The 18,736-nt window shown below is 62.0% G+C and carries 19 protein-coding genes; 8 read left to right on the forward strand and 11 right to left on the reverse strand.

What is annotated here, in order from left to right:
* Positions 1 to 134 precede the first annotated feature (134 nt).
* From ACX3OW_RS17575 to ACX3OW_RS17605, 7 genes are all read left to right on the forward strand, one after another.
* A complete protein-coding gene (locus tag ACX3OW_RS17575; RefSeq protein ID WP_459097100.1) occupies positions 135 to 1,175 on the forward strand; it encodes a septal ring lytic transglycosylase RlpA family protein in 1,041 nt (346 codons plus the stop codon).
* Positions 1,176 to 1,219: 44 nt separating this feature from the next.
* Positions 1,220 to 2,365, forward strand: coding sequence for a D-alanyl-D-alanine carboxypeptidase family protein (locus tag ACX3OW_RS17580; protein WP_459097101.1), 1,146 nt, complete (start codon positions 1,220 to 1,222; stop codon positions 2,363 to 2,365).
* A 285-nt stretch (positions 2,366 to 2,650) separates the two neighbouring features.
* A complete protein-coding gene (tmk, locus tag ACX3OW_RS17585; RefSeq protein ID WP_459097102.1) occupies positions 2,651 to 3,340 on the forward strand; it encodes a dTMP kinase in 690 nt (229 codons plus the stop codon).
* On the forward strand, positions 3,337 to 4,392 hold the full coding sequence (locus ACX3OW_RS17590; RefSeq protein WP_459097103.1) for an AAA family ATPase: 1,056 nt from the start codon (positions 3,337 to 3,339) through the stop codon (positions 4,390 to 4,392). The genes tmk and ACX3OW_RS17590 overlap by 4 nt, the downstream gene beginning before the upstream one ends.
* The gene (gene metG / locus ACX3OW_RS17595) at positions 4,389 to 5,945 is read left to right on the forward strand and encodes a methionine--tRNA ligase (protein WP_459097104.1); all 1,557 of its coding nucleotides are present in this window, start codon (positions 4,389 to 4,391) and stop codon (positions 5,943 to 5,945) included. The genes ACX3OW_RS17590 and metG overlap by 4 nt, the downstream gene beginning before the upstream one ends.
* Positions 5,939 to 6,718: a TatD family hydrolase gene (locus ACX3OW_RS17600; RefSeq protein ID WP_459097105.1), complete on the forward strand. Its 780-nt coding sequence runs from the start codon at positions 5,939 to 5,941 to the stop codon at positions 6,716 to 6,718. The genes metG and ACX3OW_RS17600 overlap by 7 nt, the downstream gene beginning before the upstream one ends.
* A 3-nt stretch (positions 6,719 to 6,721) precedes the next feature.
* On the forward strand, positions 6,722 to 7,558 hold the full coding sequence (locus ACX3OW_RS17605; RefSeq protein ID WP_459097106.1) for an MBL fold metallo-hydrolase: 837 nt from the start codon (positions 6,722 to 6,724) through the stop codon (positions 7,556 to 7,558).
* 4 nt (positions 7,559 to 7,562) lie between these two features.
* Here ACX3OW_RS17605 and ACX3OW_RS17610 read toward each other — a convergent pair whose 3' ends face one another.
* The 6 genes from ACX3OW_RS17610 to fgd form a co-directional block, all read right to left on the reverse strand.
* Positions 7,563 to 8,564, reverse strand: a complete 1,002-nt coding sequence (locus ACX3OW_RS17610; protein WP_459097107.1) for a TIGR03842 family LLM class F420-dependent oxidoreductase — start codon at positions 8,562 to 8,564, stop codon at positions 7,563 to 7,565.
* A 98-nt stretch (positions 8,565 to 8,662) separates the two neighbouring features.
* Positions 8,663 to 9,448: an ABC transporter ATP-binding protein gene (locus tag ACX3OW_RS17615; protein WP_459097108.1), complete on the reverse strand. Its 786-nt coding sequence runs from the start codon at positions 9,446 to 9,448 to the stop codon at positions 8,663 to 8,665.
* The gene (locus tag ACX3OW_RS17620; RefSeq protein ID WP_459097109.1) at positions 9,445 to 10,458 is read right to left on the reverse strand and encodes a putative F420-0 ABC transporter permease subunit; all 1,014 of its coding nucleotides are present in this window, start codon (positions 10,456 to 10,458) and stop codon (positions 9,445 to 9,447) included. The genes ACX3OW_RS17615 and ACX3OW_RS17620 overlap by 4 nt, the downstream gene beginning before the upstream one ends.
* Complete coding sequence (locus tag ACX3OW_RS17625; RefSeq protein WP_459097110.1) at positions 10,455 to 11,402, reverse strand: putative F420-0 ABC transporter substrate-binding protein; 948 nt, start codon at positions 11,400 to 11,402, stop codon at positions 10,455 to 10,457. The genes ACX3OW_RS17620 and ACX3OW_RS17625 overlap by 4 nt, the downstream gene beginning before the upstream one ends.
* Before the next feature lie 5 nt (positions 11,403 to 11,407).
* Entirely contained in the window at positions 11,408 to 12,238 is an 831-nt protein-coding gene (cofE, locus tag ACX3OW_RS17630) for a coenzyme F420-0:L-glutamate ligase (RefSeq protein ID WP_459097111.1), read from the reverse strand.
* Between the two features lie 12 nt (positions 12,239 to 12,250).
* Positions 12,251 to 13,264 carry a glucose-6-phosphate dehydrogenase (coenzyme-F420) gene (fgd, locus tag ACX3OW_RS17635; protein WP_459097112.1) on the reverse strand — a complete coding sequence of 338 codons (1,014 nt, stop codon included), beginning with the start codon at positions 13,262 to 13,264 and terminating at the stop codon, positions 12,251 to 12,253.
* Between the two features lie 382 nt (positions 13,265 to 13,646).
* Here fgd and ACX3OW_RS17640 point away from each other — a divergent pair, with 382 nt between their 5' ends.
* Positions 13,647 to 13,844, forward strand: coding sequence for a hypothetical protein (locus ACX3OW_RS17640; protein WP_459097113.1), 198 nt, complete (start codon positions 13,647 to 13,649; stop codon positions 13,842 to 13,844).
* A 314-nt stretch (positions 13,845 to 14,158) separates the two neighbouring features.
* Here the strand turns inward: ACX3OW_RS17640 and ACX3OW_RS17645 are convergent, their stop codons facing one another.
* The 5 genes from ACX3OW_RS17645 to ACX3OW_RS17665 all read right to left on the reverse strand — a co-directional run bounded on the left by ACX3OW_RS17645 (position 14,159) and on the right by ACX3OW_RS17665 (position 18,589).
* Positions 14,159 to 15,490: a rolling circle replication-associated protein gene (locus ACX3OW_RS17645; RefSeq protein ID WP_459097114.1), complete on the reverse strand. Its 1,332-nt coding sequence runs from the start codon at positions 15,488 to 15,490 to the stop codon at positions 14,159 to 14,161.
* Positions 15,491 to 15,590: 100 nt separating this feature from the next.
* A complete protein-coding gene (locus ACX3OW_RS17650; RefSeq protein WP_459097115.1) occupies positions 15,591 to 15,782 on the reverse strand; it encodes a hypothetical protein in 192 nt (63 codons plus the stop codon).
* Complete coding sequence (locus ACX3OW_RS17655; protein ID WP_459097116.1) at positions 15,767 to 16,396, reverse strand: M15 family metallopeptidase domain-containing protein; 630 nt, start codon at positions 16,394 to 16,396, stop codon at positions 15,767 to 15,769. Before ACX3OW_RS17655 ends, ACX3OW_RS17650 begins: the two co-directional genes overlap by 16 nt.
* Positions 16,317 to 16,868 carry a hypothetical protein gene (locus tag ACX3OW_RS17660; protein WP_459097117.1) on the reverse strand — a complete coding sequence of 184 codons (552 nt, stop codon included), beginning with the start codon at positions 16,866 to 16,868 and terminating at the stop codon, positions 16,317 to 16,319. The genes ACX3OW_RS17655 and ACX3OW_RS17660 overlap by 80 nt, the downstream gene beginning before the upstream one ends.
* Positions 16,865 to 18,589, reverse strand: coding sequence for a hypothetical protein (locus ACX3OW_RS17665; protein ID WP_459097118.1), 1,725 nt, complete (start codon positions 18,587 to 18,589; stop codon positions 16,865 to 16,867). The genes ACX3OW_RS17660 and ACX3OW_RS17665 overlap by 4 nt, the downstream gene beginning before the upstream one ends.
* Positions 18,590 to 18,736 lie beyond the last annotated feature (147 nt).

Raw genomic sequence — 18,736 nt, forward strand, 5'->3', positions numbered from 1 at the left:
AATGCGACATCGACTGGTAACAGTCTGTTGGCCTTAACCTCATCGAAACCAGAAAACTGTTCTGTGCGTCCAAGCGCTGCCCGATCGGCTATCATCGGAGCTCGCCTCGTCTTGTGTTTAGAGTATTGCGTACCGTGACGACGACCCCCTGGCGCCAAACCGCCCGTTTCGTGGCCCTCGCGACCCTGATCGCCCCGATCCTCGCTGCCTGCGTTGGCGGCGGCACCGGCGCAACGGTCAAACGTGCCGCCTTCTCCTCCTCGGAATATGGCGTCGGCGTGTCTCCCCGCGTCACCACCAATCCCAATCCGCCCAAGGGCGGCGGCCGCTATCAGGTCGGCAAGCCCTATACGGTGCGCGGCAAGACCTATGTGCCGCAGGAAGACCCGACCTATGTCGCCAGCGGCGACGCCTCCTGGTACGGCTCGGATTTCCACGGCCGCCGCACCGCCAATGGCGAAATCTTCTCGGCCAATGCCCTGACCGGCGCGCATCCGACCCTGCCGCTGCCCTCCTATGTCCGCGTCACCAACGAGGCCAATGGCCGCTCGGTGGTGGTCCGCGTCAACGATCGTGGCCCCTATATGCCGGGCCGCATCATGGATCTGTCGCATCGCGCCGCCGAAATGCTCGGCTACGTCAATAACGGCCACACCCAGATCACCGCGCAATATGTCGGCCCGGCGCCGCTCGAAGGCGACGACACCCGCCAGCTGGTCGCCAGCTATTCCGGCCCGTCCGATTTCGGCGGCACCACCCGCACCGCTTACGCCGACAACACCAATAGCCTGGCCGATATCGCCGGCAATTTCTTTGGCGGCTTGTTCTCCTATGCCGATACCACCCCGCAGGCGCAGGATGCCAACATCACCAGCGCCCATGCTGCGGTCACCGCCATGGCCACCCGCGCCGGCGATCTCGATTCCTGGGTGCAGGCCGTCGATGCCGATGCGCGCTCGATCAAGCTGAGCCTCGGCATTTTCGCCGATCAGAACAATGCCATCGCGCTGGCCGAACGCTTCGCCGTACTCGGCGCTGTTGATGAGGAAGCCGTGACGGTCAATGGTCGCGCCGCAACGCGGCTGACCCTGACCCATCTCAAGCCCGGCGTCGGCAGAGTTGATGCGCTCGATCTGGCCCGCGAACTTGGCCTCAATGACATAAAACTATATTAGTATTGGGAGCCGGACAGGCCGGCTGCCAACAGGACGGGATGATCGTGAAACGGATCTGGCAGATATTGGCCGCGACGCTGGTCTTGACTGCGCCGGTACTGGCGCAGGCCGAGTTCGACACCAAGGCCAAATTCGCCATTCTGATGGACGAAGACTCCGGCACGGTGATCTTCCAGAAGGACGCCGATCTGCCGATGGAGCCGGCCAGCATGGCCAAGCTCATGACCGTCGCCGTGGTGTTCAACGATATCCGCGATGGCCGCCTGTCGATGAGCGACGAGTTTTTCGTCTCCGAACACGCCTGGCGCACCGGCGGCGCCAAGTCGGGCGGCTCGACCATGTTCGCCGAACTCAATTCGCAGATCGCCGTCGAGGATCTGATCCGCTCGGTCATCATCCAGTCGGGCAATGATGCCGCCATCGTGCTGGCCGAAGGCATTGCCGGCTCCGAGGGCAGCTTTGCCGCGATGATGAACGAGCTGGGCGAGGATATCGGGCTCACCGATTCCCACTTCACCAATCCCACCGGCCTGCCGGACCCCGACATGTATGTCACCGCCCGCGATCTGGCCGATCTGGCGCGCTATCTGATCGATGAATTCCCGCAATATTACCACTACTTCTCCGAGCCGGAGATGGAGTGGAACAAGATCAAGCAGCCTAACCGCAATTCGCTGGTGGAATTGGGCATTGGCGTCGACGGCCTCAAGACCGGCCACACGGAAGCTGCCGGTTACGGATCGGTGATTTCCACCGATCAGGGCGGTCGCCGGCTGATCGCCGTGGTGCATGGCCTGACGTCCATGGCGCAACGCACCGAAGAGGGCCGCAAGCTGATCACCTGGGGCGCCCGCGCCTTCGAACGGGTCGCCGCCTATCCCGAAGGCGCCATCGTGGCCTATGCCAATGTCTATGGCGGCACCAGCTCCAGCGTTGGGCTGATCGGCGATGGCGAGGTGGCGCTCTATCTGCCGCGCGGCTCGCGCAAATGCCTCAACGCCTCGGTGAGCTATACCGGCCCGCTGCTGCCGCCGGTGCAGCAGGGCGACAAGATTGCCGAATTGCGCGTGTTCTGCGATGACCAGCTGGTCCAGGTCGCCCCGCTTTACGCCGCCGAAACGGTTGGGCAGGGCGATATCGTCCGCAAAGCCACCGACGCCCTCAAGCAGCTGGCCCTGGGCTGGCTGTAGGCTGCAACATCATAATTCTGGCAATTAAACGCGGTGTCATCCCGGCCTTGAGCCGGGACCCATCCTGAGATGGTTTCACCGGCATGATCTCGAGATGGGCCCAGGCTCAAGGCCGGGGTGACATCGGGGGTGGGGCAATATCGCAAGCCCCGCACTCGTCCCCCTCACTCCCGCCCCATACCCTCTTCACTTGACGGGCGCGCAGCAGTTCCATAGCCCTCGGGTTAGGCCCGATTTTAACGCGCGGTGGACGTGACCAGGATCGGGCCAGTGGAAGACGGACATATGTTGCACCAAACTCCCAAAGCCAATCGCGCCCGTTTCATCACCTTTGAGGGTGGTGAAGGCGTCGGCAAATCCACCCAGGTCAAACGCCTGCTGCAAAACCTGCAGCGGCTGGGCATTGAGGTCGTGCGCACCCGCGAGCCCGGCGGCACCCCAAAGGCCGAGGCGATCCGCTCCTTCATCCTGCAGGGGCGCTCCGAAAGCTGGGGCGCCGGCGCTGAAGCCGTGCTGTTCGCCGCCGCGCGCCTCGATCACGTCACCCAGCTCATCGCTCCCAATCTGCGCAACGGCGTCTGGGTGCTGTCCGACCGCTTCCATGATTCCACGCGCGCCTATCAGGGCCTGACCGGCGGCGTACCCGACAAGCTGATTGCCGGCCTCGAATCCCTGGCCCTCGACGGCCATACGCCCGATCTCACCATCGTGCTCGACATGGACCCCGACCTCGCCTTCAAGCGCGTCGCCGAGCGCGCTGTCGAAGATGGGCTGGCGCTGACCGGCGACCGCTTCGAAAAGGAAGAGATCGAGTGGCACAAGCGGCTGCGCGACGGCTTTCTCGCCATCGCCCGCGACAATCCTGAGCGCTGCATCGTCATCTCGGCCGACCAGTCGGTCGACGCTCTGGAAGCGGCGATCTGGGACGCCGTGCGCCAGCGCTTTCCAGAATTGCTGGGTGGGGCGCAGGCATGAGCGATCCTGACGCCATTGCCGGTCTGGCCACCCCGGAACGCCGCCAGTTGGCGCGTGGCCATGATGACGTCCGCGCCGCCATCCTCAGCCAGTTGACCGAGCGCCGCCTGCCGGGCGCCATTCTGCTGCATGGGCCGCAGGGCATCGGCAAGGCCACCTTCGCCTTTGAAATGGCCGCCGCCATCTTTGTCGCCACCGGCGACGAGGACGCTCAGCGCGTCGACGAACAGATTGCCTCACTGTCGCATCCCAATCTGTTTCTGGTGCGCCGCACCCTCAACAAGACCGGCAGCAAGATCAGCGCCACTATCTCGGTCGACCAGATCGCCCGCCGCGACAGCGGCGATAGCCATCCGCTGCGTGATCGCCTGCACCAGACGCGCGGCCGCAGCGGCTACCGCGTCGCCATCATCGACAGCATTGACGATCTGAACCCGTCCGCCGCCAATGCGCTGCTGAAAATCCTTGAGGAGCCGCCGGCTGAGACCATCTTCCTCTTGGTCTCGCATCGCCCCGGCCAATTGCTGCCCACCATCCGCTCGCGCTGCCACAGCATCGCGCTGCGCCCGCTCAGCGACGACCTCGTGCGCGCCGTATTGGTCGAGCAGGACGGTGCCATGGGGCAGGGCGAGATTGACCGCGCCGTGGCTTTGGCCGGTGGCCGCCCGCGCCGCGCCTTCGAGACCTTGGCGCTGGAGCCGGAATCGGCCTTGGGCGCCTTGCAGGCCTGGCTGGTCAATCCGGCCCAGCACCCCGCCGGCGTCAGCCTCAAGCTGGCCGAGGCGCTCGGCGCTGACCCGACCAGCACCGAACTCAGCTTTGCCCGCGAGATGCTGGATGACTGGATGGCCGACGAGGCCCGCAACGCCGCCATGCAGCCGCATTCCCGTATCCGTCTTGCCTCGGCAACCGAGCTATGGGACAAGGCTCACGCCCTTTTCGCTGATGCCGACAGCATCAATCTGGATATGAAACAGACGCTCATTGCCATCTTTGATGCAATCCGAAAGCATGTTTCATTGACCGCCCCCGTTTCTGCCGAGCCCCTATGACCCTCAAGCCGTTTTACGTCACGACCGCGATTTCCTATCCCAATGGCGCGCCTCATATCGGCCACGCCTATGAGATGATTGCGACCGACGCCATCGCCCGCTGGAAGCGCCTGGAAGGGCGCGAGGTGTATTTCCTCACCGGCACCGATGAGCACGGCATCAAGATGGTGCAGACCGCCGCCGCGCAGGGCATAACCACCCGCGAGCTGGCCGACCGCAACTCGGCCGAGTTCAAGCGGCTGGCCGCAGCGCTCGACGTGTCCAACGACGATTTCATTCGCACCACCGAGCCGCGCCACCATGCGGCCAGCCAGGCAATCTGGGAAAAGATGGCCGCCAATCACGACGGCGACATTTTCCAGTCCACCTACAAGGGCTGGTACTCGGTTCGCGACGAAGCCTATTTCGATGATGGCGAGCTGACCGAAAAAGACGGCAAGAAATTCGCCCCCTCCGGCGCCCCCGTCGAATGGGTCGAAGAGCCCAGCTATTTCTTCCGCCTCTCGGCCTATCAGCAGAAGCTGCTCGACCTCTACGAGACCAATCCCGACTTCATCGCTCCCAAGGAGCGCCGCAACGAGATCATCTCCTTCGTGAAGGGCGGGCTGCAGGACCTCTCCATCTCCCGCACCACCTTTGACTGGGGCATCCCGGTGCCGGGCGCGCCTGGGCACGTGATGTATGTGTGGATCGACGCGCTGACCAATTACATCACCGGCGTCGGCTTCCCCGACGAAGCCAGTGAGCTATTCAAGAAGTTCTGGCCGGCGGACCTGCATGTCATCGGCAAGGACATCATCCGCTTCCACACCGTCTATTGGCCCGCTTTCCTGATGAGCGCCGGCATCGACGTGCAGCATCGCGTCTTCGCCCATGGCTTCCTCACCGTTGACGGCCAGAAGATGAGCAAGTCGCTCGGCAACGTCATCGACCCGTTCGAGCTGATCGAGGAGTTCGGCGTCGACGCCGCGCGCTACTTCTTCCTGCGCGAAGTTTCCTTCGGCCATGATGGCGATTACAGCCACGACAAGCTGGTGCTGCGCGTCAACGCCGACCTCGCCAACAACCTCGGCAATCTGGCGCAGCGCTCGCTGTCGATGATCAACAAGAACTGCGACGCCAAGGTGCCGCAGCCCGGTCCCCTGACCGAAGCCGATCAGGCGCTGATCGATGAAGTCACTGCCGCCCTCGACACCGCCCAGAAGGCCATGGACGAGCAACTGGTGCATGAAGCCACCGGTGCCATCATTGCCGCCCTCAGCTCGGCCAATAATTACTTTGCCGCTCAGGAACCCTGGGCGCTGAAAAAGACCGATCCGGCCCGCATGGGCACCGTACTCTACGTTACGGCTGACACCGTGCGGCGCCTGACCATCCCGATGCAGGCCTTTGTGCCGGCCTCGGCGGCTCGGCTGCTCGATCAGCTCAGCGTGCCACAAGAAAACCGTCAGCTTTCTGACAGCAAACTGTCAGCATGCTTGCAGCCGGGGCTTGAACTTCCGGCGCCGCAGGGCGTGTTCGCCCGCCTCGAACGCAAGCCGAATAAATGCTGATCGACAGCCATTGCCACCTCGATTTCGAGGCCCTGGCCAATGATATCGACGGCGTTCTGGCCCGTGCCGAGGCCGCCGGCGTCACCGGCATGGTGACGATATCCACACATGTGGATAAGTTTTCCACATACGCCGCCATCGCCGAACGCTACCCCAATATCTGGTGTTCGGTCGGCACCCATCCGCATCACGCGGACCAGGAACTGCATATACAAACGGATGATCTTGTCCGGCTAAGTGCCCATCCCCGTTGCGTTGCTATCGGCGAAGCCGGGCTGGATTACTTCTACGACAACGCCCCGCGCGAGGCGCAAAAGACTGGTCTGCTGCGCCACATCGCCGCCGCCAGGATCACCGGTCTTCCACTGGTTATCCACAGCCGCGCCGCTGACGACGACATGGCGGCGATCCTCGAAGCCGAGAGCGGGCAGGGGGCCTTCCCCTTCGTGCTGCACTGCTTCACCGCCGGCGTCGACCTCGCCCGCCGCGCCTTGGCGCTGGGCGGCTACATCTCTTTCTCCGGCATCATCACCTTCAAGAACGCCGAAGAGATCCGCGAAGTCGCCAAATTCGTTCCGGCTGACCGCTATCTCGTTGAAACTGATGCACCTTATCTGGCGCCGATCCCGCATCGCGGCCAGTCCAACGAGCCCAGCTACGTCCGCCACACCGCCGAAAAGCTGGCAGAAACCCGCGGCATTTCGCTCGAACAGCTCGGCGCCGAAACCACGGCCAACTTCGCCCGGCTATTCAGCAAAACCGGGCTTGCTTGAACCATGCCGGCAGCCCAACGGATCGTTGCAACCATCCTTGGCTGCGGTTCATCCGGCGGCGTTCCGCGCATCGGCAATGTCTGGGGCGACTGCGATCCGGCCAATCCGCGCAACCGGCGGCTGCGATGTTCGCTGCTGCTGGAAGGGTTTAGCGAGGGCAGCGACCAACCGACCCGCGTGCTGATCGACACCGGCTGCGACCTGCGCGAGCAGCTCCTCACCGCCAATGTCGACCGCGTCGAGGCGGTGCTTTACACCCACTCCCACGCCGACCACACCCACGGCATCGACGACCTCAGAGTGCTGGCCTTGCACAATCGCCGCCGCGTCGACGTTTACGCCGACGCCGAAACCAGCGAGCGCCTGCACGAAGCCTTCGGCTATTGCTTCATCGCGCCCCCCGGCAGTGACTACCCGCCCATCCTCAACGCCCACACCATCGCTGCCGGCGATGTGCTCACCGTCGACGGTCCCGGCGGGACAATTAGCGTCAGCGCATTCGAGCAAGCCCATGGAAACATTATCTCTTTGGGTTTCCGCGTCGCCAATTTTGCCTATTGCTGCGACCTCTCAGGCTTCCCTGAATCCTCATTCGCCGCCATCTCCGGCCTCGATCTCTGGATCATCGACGCCCTGCGCCATGCCCCGCATCCGAGCCATCTCAGTCTGCCGGAAACCCTCGACTGGATCGACCGTTTCGCCCCGAAACAGGCCGTACTGACCAATATGCATATCGACCTCGACTACGCTCACACCGACGCAGAAACGCCGGGGAATGTGACCCCGGCGTTTGATGGCATGCAGATCGATGTGCTCAGCGGCGCGATTTTGAACCGCTAAAACCTTAGCGGAACGCCGGGATCACGTGGCGGCCATAGCCGGCAATGATCTCTTCCTCGTCGCCGCTATCGAGATAGATGTTGAACTGGGTCACGCCGGCGGCCTTCAGCGCCTTCATCTTGGCGATGTGATCCTCGGGTTCGCCCAGCACGCAGAAATTCTCCACCACATCGGGGGTAATGAAGTCGAGGAAAGGGTTATCCGACTGGCCGTGCTTGGAATAATCATAGCCCCGGCGCTTCTCAACATAGCTGGTCAGGCTCTTGGGGATCTGGTCGTTGTCGGCGCCGTATTTCTCTACGATATCAGCAACATGGTTGCCCACCATGGCCGGGAACCACTTGGTCGCTTCAATGGCGCGGGCCTTGTCGCCGAAATAGGCCGGCGCGGCGGCCATGGAGCGGAAGTTCGACATGTCGCGGCCAGCGGCCTTGCCGGCGTCGAGGCACTGGTCGGTGAACCATTTGCACAGGCCCGGATCGGCCAGCTGCAGCACCACGCCATCGGCATGTTCGCCGGCGGTCTTGAGCGCCAGCGGGCCGTAAGCGGCAATCCAGCTTGGCATTTCATGGCCCACGGCCCAGGGGAATTTCACCGGCGCCGGGATTTCGCCATAGCTGACCTCCTCGCCGCGCACCATGGCCTGGGTCTTGGAGATGAATTCGGTGACGCGGGCCAAAGTCGCCGGCTTTTTGCCCATGACGCGCATCGAGCTATCGCCCCGGCCCACGGCCAGATCAAAGCGCCCGCCGCTCTGCTTGGACAGCGAACCGAAAATCGAAGCGGCGACGGACCAGTCGCGCACGTCCGGATTGGTCACCAGCGGACCAAAGCGCATCTTGGTGGTGTGTTCCATGCACATGGCAATGGCGGCGTAGCAGTCGCGCCAGAGAATGTGGGAATCGTAGAACCAGCAATGGCTGAACCCGGCATATTCGGCGGCGCGCACCAGGTAACGTGCGCGTTCCGCTTCAATGAAGCCTTTGAAAGTGATGCCGAATTCCATAAGCGCCTCCCGCCGTGTCGATCTTAAATTTGACCGTTCGATCAAAATTTGAGTTGAAGCCGTGTCATTGTCAATCGCAATTGCGCGGCGGCATCGATTTATCCGGGCAGGTCATAAGCGATCAGCGGCTTGCCGTTGCTGGGATGGCGCAGCAGCACCGCGTTGACGCCATAGACCTCGCGCAGCAGGGCAGGGGTCAGCACCTGCTCCGGCGGCCCCGACGCCACCTGCTTGCCGCCATGCAGCACCACCAGGCAATCGCAGAAAGCAGCCGCCAGATTGAGATCATGCAGCGCCAGCAACACCGTCGCGCCAGCCCGAGCGCGGCGGCGCAACAGCTCCAGCGTGGCGAGCTGCGCATGAATATCGAGATGGTTGGTCGGCTCATCGAGGATCAGCAATCTGGGTTGCTGCGCCAGCGCGCGCGCCAGCTGGATGCGCTGCTGCTCGCCTCCCGACAGCGTGTGGTAGAGCCGGTCGGCAAATGCCGTCATGTCGACTTCGGCCATGGCGGCATCGACCACAGCAAGGTCGTCAGGGGAGGGGGCTGATTGCCAGACCGGCTGAAACGGAATGCGGCCCAGCATCACAACATCGCGCACCGCCAGCCGCTCTTCAGTGCCGCCGCTCTGCTCGACAAAGGCGGTGAATTGCGCCCGGCTGCGCCGCGGCAGCGCCAGCAGGTCGGCATCATCAAAGCGCACCGAACCGCCAGCCAGCGGCACCAGTCCGAGCATGGCATGCATCAGCGTGGATTTTCCGGCACCATTGGGGCCGATCAGACCCGTGACCTGACCCGGTCTGGCCGCCAGATCGATGCCGCTGAGAATGGTCTGCGCGCCCAGCCGCACCGTGACCCCGGCAATGGCCAGCCCGGCGCTCATGTGACCCGCCGATAGCGCAGTAGTACGATGAGAAAAATCGGCGCGCCGAGCAGGGCAGTGATGATCCCCACAGGCAATTCGCGCGGCGCAAACAGGCTGCGCGCCGCCGTATCGGTCCAGATCATGAAGCATGCGCCCAGCAGCATGGAAATCGGCAGCAGCACGCGATGGCGCGAGCCGGTGAGCAGCCGCGCCAGATGCGGAATGATCAGCCCGACAAAGCCGATCGCGCCGCCGATAGACACCAGCACGCCGGTCAGCAGCGCCGTGCCACCCAGCAGCCACCAGCGCAGCCGGGCAACATCGACACCCAGCGCAGCGGCCGCCGTGTCGCCAAAGGCAAAGGCGTCGAGTGAACGGCCGGACAGCAGCACCGGCAGGCCGGCCAGCGCCAGCGCCGCCAGCACCAGCAGCGCGTCGGCCCAGACCACGCCACCCAGCGAGCCCATCAGCCAGCTCAGGATTTCACGATAGGAATCACCGGTCGCCGACCAAAAAATGAGGAACGAGGTGGCAGCGGCGGCCAGCGCCGAAATCGAAATGCCGGCGAGAATGGCCCGACTTGGCGTGGCCCCGCCCAGCAATTGCGTCACCAGAAGAGTCAGCGCCATCGCCGCCCCAGCGCCAAGAAACGCACCCAATGGCATCAGCAGCGACGCGCCGAGCAACAGAAAGCCAACCGCACCAAGCGACGCGCCCGAGGACAGCCCCAGCAGATAAGGATCGGCCAGTGGGTTGCGCATCAGCGCTTGCATCACCGCGCCACACAGCGCCAGCCCTGCGCCAACGCCAGCGGCGGCCAGCACGCGCGGCAGGCGCAATTCCCAGATAATGGCATCGCGCAACCGGCTCACCGGGCTCTCGGCCACGAGCCCGAAATGATAGGCAATAGTCTGCCACACTTCGGTTGGCGCGATATCGGCCGGACCAAACGTCACCGCCAGCACCAGGCTGGCGAACAGCAGCACCAACAGCCCGAGGCCAAGTGTCGCCAGCCGAGGCTGCGTCACGGCGTAAAACTGAGCCGGGCGAGCTGAGCGGCCATATCGGCCGTGGCCCCGACGTTGCGCACGCCGGCCTCGGCGGCGGGGAAAGGCACGATCAGATAGCGCTGGTGGGCGACGGCGTCGAGCTTGCTGGTGATCGGGTTTTCCGCCAGAAACTCCTGTTTCCGGGCTGCCGGATTGCCGATTGAATCGACCAGCACGATGACATCTGGATTGGCATCGACCACGGCTTCCCAGCTGACCGACACCCAGCCCTCATCGACGCCGGCCATGATGTTTTCCAGCCCCAGCGCCTCCAGCATCATTTGCGGCGCATTGCTGCCGGCCCCGACATAAGGGGTCTTGCTGGCGGAGGAATACCAGAGCGCGGTCAGGCCGCGCATGTCCGGCACGATGGCCGCCAGCGCGGCCCGCTGTTCGGCAATCAGTGCCTCGGCCGCTGGCGCGGCGTCAAACATGGTGCCGATTTCAGCGATTTCGTTGAATACAGCCTCAAAAGTCAGCTTTGGCGGTTTGATCGAGCGACAGGCCGGCGGCGACACATAACTGGCAACGCCCAATGCCGCCAGCGTGGCGCGTTCGCCAGCGCCATCAGCGGAGAAATTGCTCTCCCAGCCGGCATAAACCAGATCCGGCTCGGCTTCGAGCACCACTTCGGGCGACGGAGCCTTGTCGGCCAGTACCGGCAATGTTGCCGCTTGCGCGGCCCATGGTTCGGGCACCGGCCCATCCATGAAGCCAATGCCGACGATCCGCTCGCCGAGCCCCAGCGCCAGCAGCATTTCGGTGGTGGTGGATTTGATGGTCACTACGCGTTGCGGCGCGGCCGCCAGCGTTACGGTCTCACCGCAATTTTCGAGGGTCAATGGATAGCTGGTTTGCGCCAGCACGACAGTGGATGAAGCCGCCAGCAGGGCAAAGGCAAGGAACGAGGGCAGGGGGCGCATGAGGGTCAGTCCTGTTTAACGCGTTTGGGCGGGCGGACTGCGACCTCGTTGTGGTCGGCCAGTGCCGCCTCGTAGCCTAGGCGATAGGCCTCGGCCGAGCCGAAGCGGAACATGTCGTCATCCACCGAGCGCACCAGCGTATGAGCTCCGGGCGCATCGAGCGCCGTCACCAGATGGCCGAGGCCGCGCACCACGGCGACCGGAATGCCGCTGGCCTTGCCCTTGACCAGATCGGCGGCGCCGGCGATTTCGTCGGCCAGCACGGTGATGGTGACATTGAGCGGCCGACCATTGGCATCGACACCGCCGCGCAGATCGTCGGTGACAATAATCCCCGCCGCGCCAATGGCCACGTCGGTCTGCCCGACGCGCCATGGCCGGCCAAAAGTGTCGGTGACGACAATGCCCAGCTCGACGCCAAAGCGCCGACGCAGCCCGGCGCAGAGGTCGCGCGCCGAACGGTCCGGGTCTTCCGGCAGGCGCAATGCCAGTCCATCGGGCACATTGGACGTGTCGATACCGGCCGCGGCCATGATCAGCCCGTGGCGGGTTTCAACGATCTGGGTGACGCCGCCCGGATGCACGCGCTCGGCCACGACGCGCACCGTGTCCTCGGCAATGGCCTTTTCGCGGTCGACGACCGGCACCTGCCGGCCTTCGGCTTTAGAGACGATTTTACTGGTGATCACCAGGATATCGCCATCCCGCAGCGCGGCGTCGGCATCCTTGCTGGTGGTCTCATCGATGGCCTTGGCGATCAGCGCGACGAGGTCATCGCCCGCACCGATCTCCGGTACGCCGGTGACCCCCCAAACGCTGTAGCGTGGCAGTGGCATGATCGACTGGTCCTAGCTGGTGGCCTTGGGCGCCAACGCCCGCAGCCGTGGCAGGATTTCCCTGGCGTAAAGCGCAATGAAGCGGCTCTGGTCTTCGCCCGGCGCATGAAACACCAGATGATCAAAGCCATAGTCCATATAGGTCTTGATGGCCTGGACATGCTCCTCGGGGTCACTGGAGACGATCCAGCGCTTGGCGATGCGCTCGATCGGCAATTGTGCGGCCAACCGCTCCATTTCCGCCGGATCTTCCACCGAATGCTTTTCTTCCGGTGTCAGCGACAGCGCCGCCCAGCTGCGCGTATTATTGAGCGCGGCCTCGGCATCGGGATCGAACGAGACCTTGACCTCGATCATGCGCTCAAAGGGCAGGGCAGCCCGATCGGATTCAGCGCGGCCAATGGCAACATTGGGGAGCAGAATGTCCTTATAGAGCTCCTCGCCCTTGCCGGATGTGCAGATAAAGCCATCGCCGGCACGCCCGGCATATTTGGCATTGAGCGGCCCGGCACCAGCCAGATAGATCGGCACCATTTTGTCCGGACGATCATAAATCGTCGCATTCTGCGTACGATAGAATTCGCCTTCGAAACTGACGCGCTCTTCGCTCCACAGCTTGCGGATCAGCGCCACGGCCTCGCGCAGGCGCGCCGAACGCTCCTTGAGTTCGGGCCACACCATGCCGGTGGCCGGAACTTCATTGAGCGACTCGCCAGTGCCGACGCCCAGAATGACGCGTTCGGGGAACATCGCGCCCAGCGTGCCAAAGGCCTGCGCGACAACGGATGGATGCAGCCGAAAGGTCGGCGTCAGCACTGAAGTGCCGACCACCAGCTTTTCCGTGCGCGCCAGGACCGCAGCCATCCAGGCCGGCGCAAACGGCGCATGGCCGTCGGTATGCTTCCAAGGCTGGAAATGGTCGCTGATGAACACCGACTCGAAGCCAGCCTGTTCGGCCTCGATAGCGAACTGCAGCAGCCGGTTGGGCGCGAATTGTTCAGCGGATGCCTTATAACCGAAGCGCATGCACATCCTCCAATGCTCAGCGTCGTTTCTGATAGTTTGACCAAACGGTCAAAATTGTCCATCGCAATTATGCAGGCTCAATGGCGAATTTCGCCAGATAATCCACTTCTGATGTCCATTTTAGTTCCATAATATATATTATGCGAACCGAAACCCCTATTTAAAAGCCGCGCCCATGCGCAGCCGTTCGTCGTTTTTAATCACGATGTCAAAGAACCGTGCCCGCGAGGCCACGCCTCATAGACTCATGATTTGGGTGAGCTCGTCTAGCTTCTTTTTTAAGAAGCTGTGGATTGTCGCTTTTTGCGACAATTCTTACGCACTCCGTGCGCGCTCCCTCAAGGCCGGGCGGCCAAGTCTTAGGATTACTAGGGAGTTTTTTATGCGTCCGCAGAAATACTATGTCTTCTTTGAACATGGCACCGCCCGCGATATCGTCGTTGGCTGTGCCGCCGCCCGGCGCTTGCATTGCGCTTGGAACGGCCATCGAACCCGGCTTGAAGCCGAGGAATTCGCCGCTTGGTGGAATTTCACCCACACCAAGGAATATAACGTTTCTGACCGCCACCGCCCCCTTTAGGACGGGTATCCTTTGGTCGAGCCTTGCAATGCCTTGGCTCGACCTTTTTTGCCTGCCGCGCATCCCGTGGGTCTGAACTTCGTGCAGCAGGCTTATTCGCCAGGGGAGCTTTAGGACTGTTGTCCTTCTTTTTGTAGGACTTCGTACCTACATCGCTCCTGGCTATTTTTACCTGCCGCGCATCCCTTTGGTCTGAACTTCGTGCAGCAGGTTTTTTCGTCGGCAAGCCGACTTTGAGTTGCGAGGCCCTAGCGGGCTTCGCTATTTTTACCGGGTCCGGCGCTACCGGGTCCGGTGCTACCGGATCGGGCGTTCTATCTGGGATAGTCCCGGTTGTAGCGCCCGACCCTGCCGAGGCCGTAGTCGGGTTGGCTGACCCGCCCGTTGTCCGACCCAGCATTTCCGGAGCCCCCATCGTCGATAACGACTGTGGGCGGCTGGGCGTGTTCCGGCTGGGCGCAACACTCACAGGGTCCCTTGCGGTTGGCGCTGATTTGCCAGCCGCCGTCTTCGTACCAGTGCCGCCCCCATTTGTGCTGGTGCGCGTACCACTGCTCGGCGCGCTCGACGTTGCACCTTTCTTCTCGTCTTTGTCTTTCTTCGCCACTCTCTGCCTCCGCTATCCACTGCGTGTCCCAGAGCCGAAGCTCTTCTAAATGGTTCCCATATTCTTCCGAAGCCCGCTCATACATGACCTCTTCCGCTCCGCGCTTGATGGCCGCGCCGGACGGTACAGAGAGCCTACTTTCCCCACGGGGGAACTCTTGCCGCAGCAACATCCTGGCTTCGTCGTTCACCACTTTGCCGTACTGCTGGAAAAGGTCCACCAGTTGCGATGGTGGGCGGGGCTGCTCGCCCTTTAGGTCTGCCCACGCCTCTATGTAATGTTGCAAGAACATTTCGAGCGGCCTGCCCTTGAGCCAGTACCGGATCGGTTCCCCCTCTTTCGTCCGCGCTTCCGGGAAGCGGTATTCGGGGGTTTGGGGGGCCAGCCCCTGCTCCACATATTGTTCCGCCAGATGGCGGAACCACTTCGTACCGAGTGGTGGAGATTTGGATTGGCCCTTGTGACCTTGCTTGCCGTTGGCATCGAGGTCCTTCAACACGTACTTGCAGACGTATCGGACGCTAGGCACGTTAACTTCGTCAATGTGGACGAAGCCATGCGGCCACCAATAGGCCGGTTGGCCATCTTGCAGCTTAACTGGTTCGCCCCTGCTATCGCAGCGAACCCAGTTGAACCGCTGTTTATACCGCGCCTTCTTTATCCAGCGACCATATTGGTCCCATCCTGCGAAGGCGGGTAGAGGATCATCACTGTATAAAATAATGTTCCAATGTGCCCTGCCCTTCTCGGAGCCATATTCCCCGGTGATGAACAACCGGACCACGTAACCGTGCCGCCGCAGGAGCTTGAGGAATTTCTGGCAATCCGAATAGGTCAGGATCACTGCGCGTTCGTGGAGTATCTCTCCGACGCGCCCACGGCCATAAGTCGCCGTGATGACATAGCAAAACTTAGAGGTTTTGCTTTCTGCTATGTTGCGCCCGACCCAATCATTTTTGGTCTTGAGCTGACATAGCTTGCATTCTCGACACGCGACCTCCGTGCCGTCCGCTAATTTATTGGGTGCTAAGCACGCCATCGCCGCCGTTCCTTTCGGTTCGCGTGTCGATAAATGCATATAAGACGAGAGGGTATGTGCGCGGACCGCCAATCCTGTAGATTGGCGGTCCGCACGCGTCCTACTTTGTAGGATCGCTCGGCTTTGGCGGGTTCAGCCGATCATGGAGACCCATCGGGCCGTCCAGATACGCCATGACAATGGCGTCCGGCTTGCTCAACTTCTCACGCTTCATGACGAGCGCGACATGCAAATCATGATCGAGCTTCGCCGCCTTGCAGCGGATTTTCAGCGCACTTACTTCGGTAGCCATGGGTATTCTCCTGCGATGGTTTTCCAGTTTTTGACTTCCCAATGGGCCGGGTCGTAAAACGACCAGTCTCCGCCCCATTGCATGCTCAGGCCCATTTGGGCTGAAATCTCTTTGCCAAGATGGCCTATGAGCTTCCATTCATCGTCATTCATCTGCCACCCCTTGACGGAGTGGATTAGATCGACGGCACAGCCCCGATGCGGCCAGAGCCCATCGTCCGGGCTGTCTTTCGACACCCCGTTGCGGACCATTTCCGCCTGCTCGTATTCGCTGCGAATAACGCAGTGGGCCCACATCGGTATGCCCACGCGCTTCATGCGGCGGATAAACGCCGCTTCGAATTTCAGCACCTTTGGGTGCGCCCCCTCACGGACGGCGCGGCGCTGTTGCTCCCTCCACGTTTCCGTGGCGAGGAATGGCCTATTAACAAGGCCCGCTAACGCATCCGGCAGGCCCTTTGAGGGGCCTGCCGGTTCTGCGAAGATTGGCGGTGGCGGCGGTTCGGGGAGCGTTAACGCCCCCCGATAGTTCCGGTTAGGGTGCAGGTGTATTTCCTGCACCCGGAGCCGGTTCTGGCGTTCCTGCATTAGCGTCAGCAGGCTCTTCCGTTTCATTGACTTCCCCTGTCTCCGGGTCGGCATTCGCCGCCGCCGCGTCTTCGCGCTGTTGCTTGACCAACAGCAACTCGGCCTGCTCCCGCAGCCGCTGCTCGTGGCGGATATTGGCCTTGAGAATGGTGACTTCCATTTCTGGCGTCATTTCCATGCGCTGCTCCAGCTCGGTAAAGCTCTGGCTGACCACCGCGTAGCTTAGGATCAGGCCGTCATCGGACGACCACCACACCTCATTACCGGTCTCCGCCACAATGGCGCAGTCGCCATCGACAGCGAATGACACCGTGACCGGACATTCGCTGGGATCGACCACGCGCAACAGCGTGGCCTTCTTATCCTGCAACACCTTGAACTTGGTCGGTTCATCGACGTTGAGTTGCAGGGTCACTGTGCGGCGCTTGCCGGGCAGCGGGATTGCCGTGCCGCTGGGCAACTGTTGCCAGCGGTCAATGCTACGCAGTTTTACGCTCATGGCGCTTCCTTCACGATCTGGTCCTTCGGCGCATGCGCCGCGACTGCCTCATAGTTGCCGGTCTGCTCAATAAGCAGCCCGCCGAATTGTGTGTTCCCGGTGATCACGCAGTTTCCCCGGGCCGAAATTTCAAACGGGTCATTGATTTCATCGAGAAACGGCTTGATGTGCATAGTGCCGGGCTCGACAATGAAGAAACTATCCGTCAACGCCGGATCGACACCTTCCACCGCCCACAGGCGCTTACGCGCATCGTCGGTTGGGGTATCCGCAGCCGGTCGATGGAACTTCCCGCCAATCTTTGGCGGCGCACGATTGTATTTCGCGTTCATCGGCTCGAACGCGAAATACCCGGTCGGGTCCGAATGACTAACGTCCATATCGCGGTTGTAGACCACCTCGACCTTTTCCCGGTCGAGGGTATCCCGTTCCGCGTCCGGCCAATAATCATGGCCCGCCCGCCCACCTGCGGGCCGGGTATGGAAGAACCAATCCTGCTGGCGCTCCCACAGTTGATCTGGGAGGATTTCCATCAACACGACAACGACCCCGCCCGTGTTGATCTGCGGAACCCGCAGCCGGATGGTCTCACGGGTGAAGCCCGACGTTGCGCTGTCATCCAAATTGCCACTGTCCGTGGCATACCGCTTGCCCTGGCTGAACACAGGCCGCCTTAGCTTGCCGCCTTCCATCCGGTGACTATCGTAAATCTGAAACGGTTGTTTCAAATGCTGATCGGGCACCGACAGCCCCTGCATGAGCATATCGATGATATATTCATCATCATGCCCCTCGAACTGCATTCGCAGCTTTGCGAAGGCTTGCAGCTTCTTCGCTTCTTCCAGACCCGCCAGCGAAATCGAAATGCCATCCGCTGCCATTTCTGCCCACACGTCCGGATGCACCACGCCACCACCCTGCGCGGCGTTCGCCTTCAGCGAAATACCAGTGGCCGACGGACTGCCCGACGCCCAAACATCCGGGTAATCGCCGGAAACCTCATGAACTACACCGTCCGCGCCGTACACCTGATGACCCGGCAGCTTCCAATGCGGCATGTTCTGCGCGTCGAAGCCGATCCCATGGATCGGCAACGCCGTGCCACTCACCACGTGGAGCGCCACCTGTCCTTCCATCATAGCCTGATCGAAATCGGCCACCATGTGCGGGAACTGATGCCGGCTCCAGAACGCCGGTGCGAGCGAACGGTCCGCCATCGCGCGCGGCGTCAGCTTATGCGACGCCTGCCGCGCTCGATGATTGTAAACGAGGTTATACGCCTCCGCGTTCGCGGTGTTGATCTGGTCGCCCGCCTTGCCCTGCTCGCCCGCCGACAGATACAGCGGCACTGCTGCCGCACCGCCTGCTGGCAGCGCTTCGTTTTCCATAAAGGCGGTCACACCGGTCCCGTCGAGCGAGCCCTCCCCCATATAGGCGCGGTCCAATTCTTCCCGCGACGCTTGGAACCGCTCGAACGCCAGAAACGGCACAACCCACGCGGTAAACCGCGCCGTTACGCTGTTCATCAACAGCTCTTTGGTTTCCAGCATTTCGACCGTGGCGTCGATCTGCCCAACCAAAGAGTCCTCCCGCAGCATCGGGATGAAGGCGACCGGATGGGCTACCCCCGGCATGCAAGACGACAAATGCATGATGGGGTTGTTTCGCTTCGAGCGCGGATATTTCAGCGCCGAAGTCGACTTACGGTTGACATTCTTCATTTTCTTCTCACTTTCTTCCATAGACGTTCAATGGCCAAGCGCTTTCGCGCGCAGCCCTTACAAAAGGTGCGTTTCTTCATGGGGCATCATCAGTGGTTTGGTTGATTACGAAGATCGTCCAACTACATGTTTGGGCGATCATCACGT

This window comes from Devosia sp. A449 (assembly GCF_054489375.1).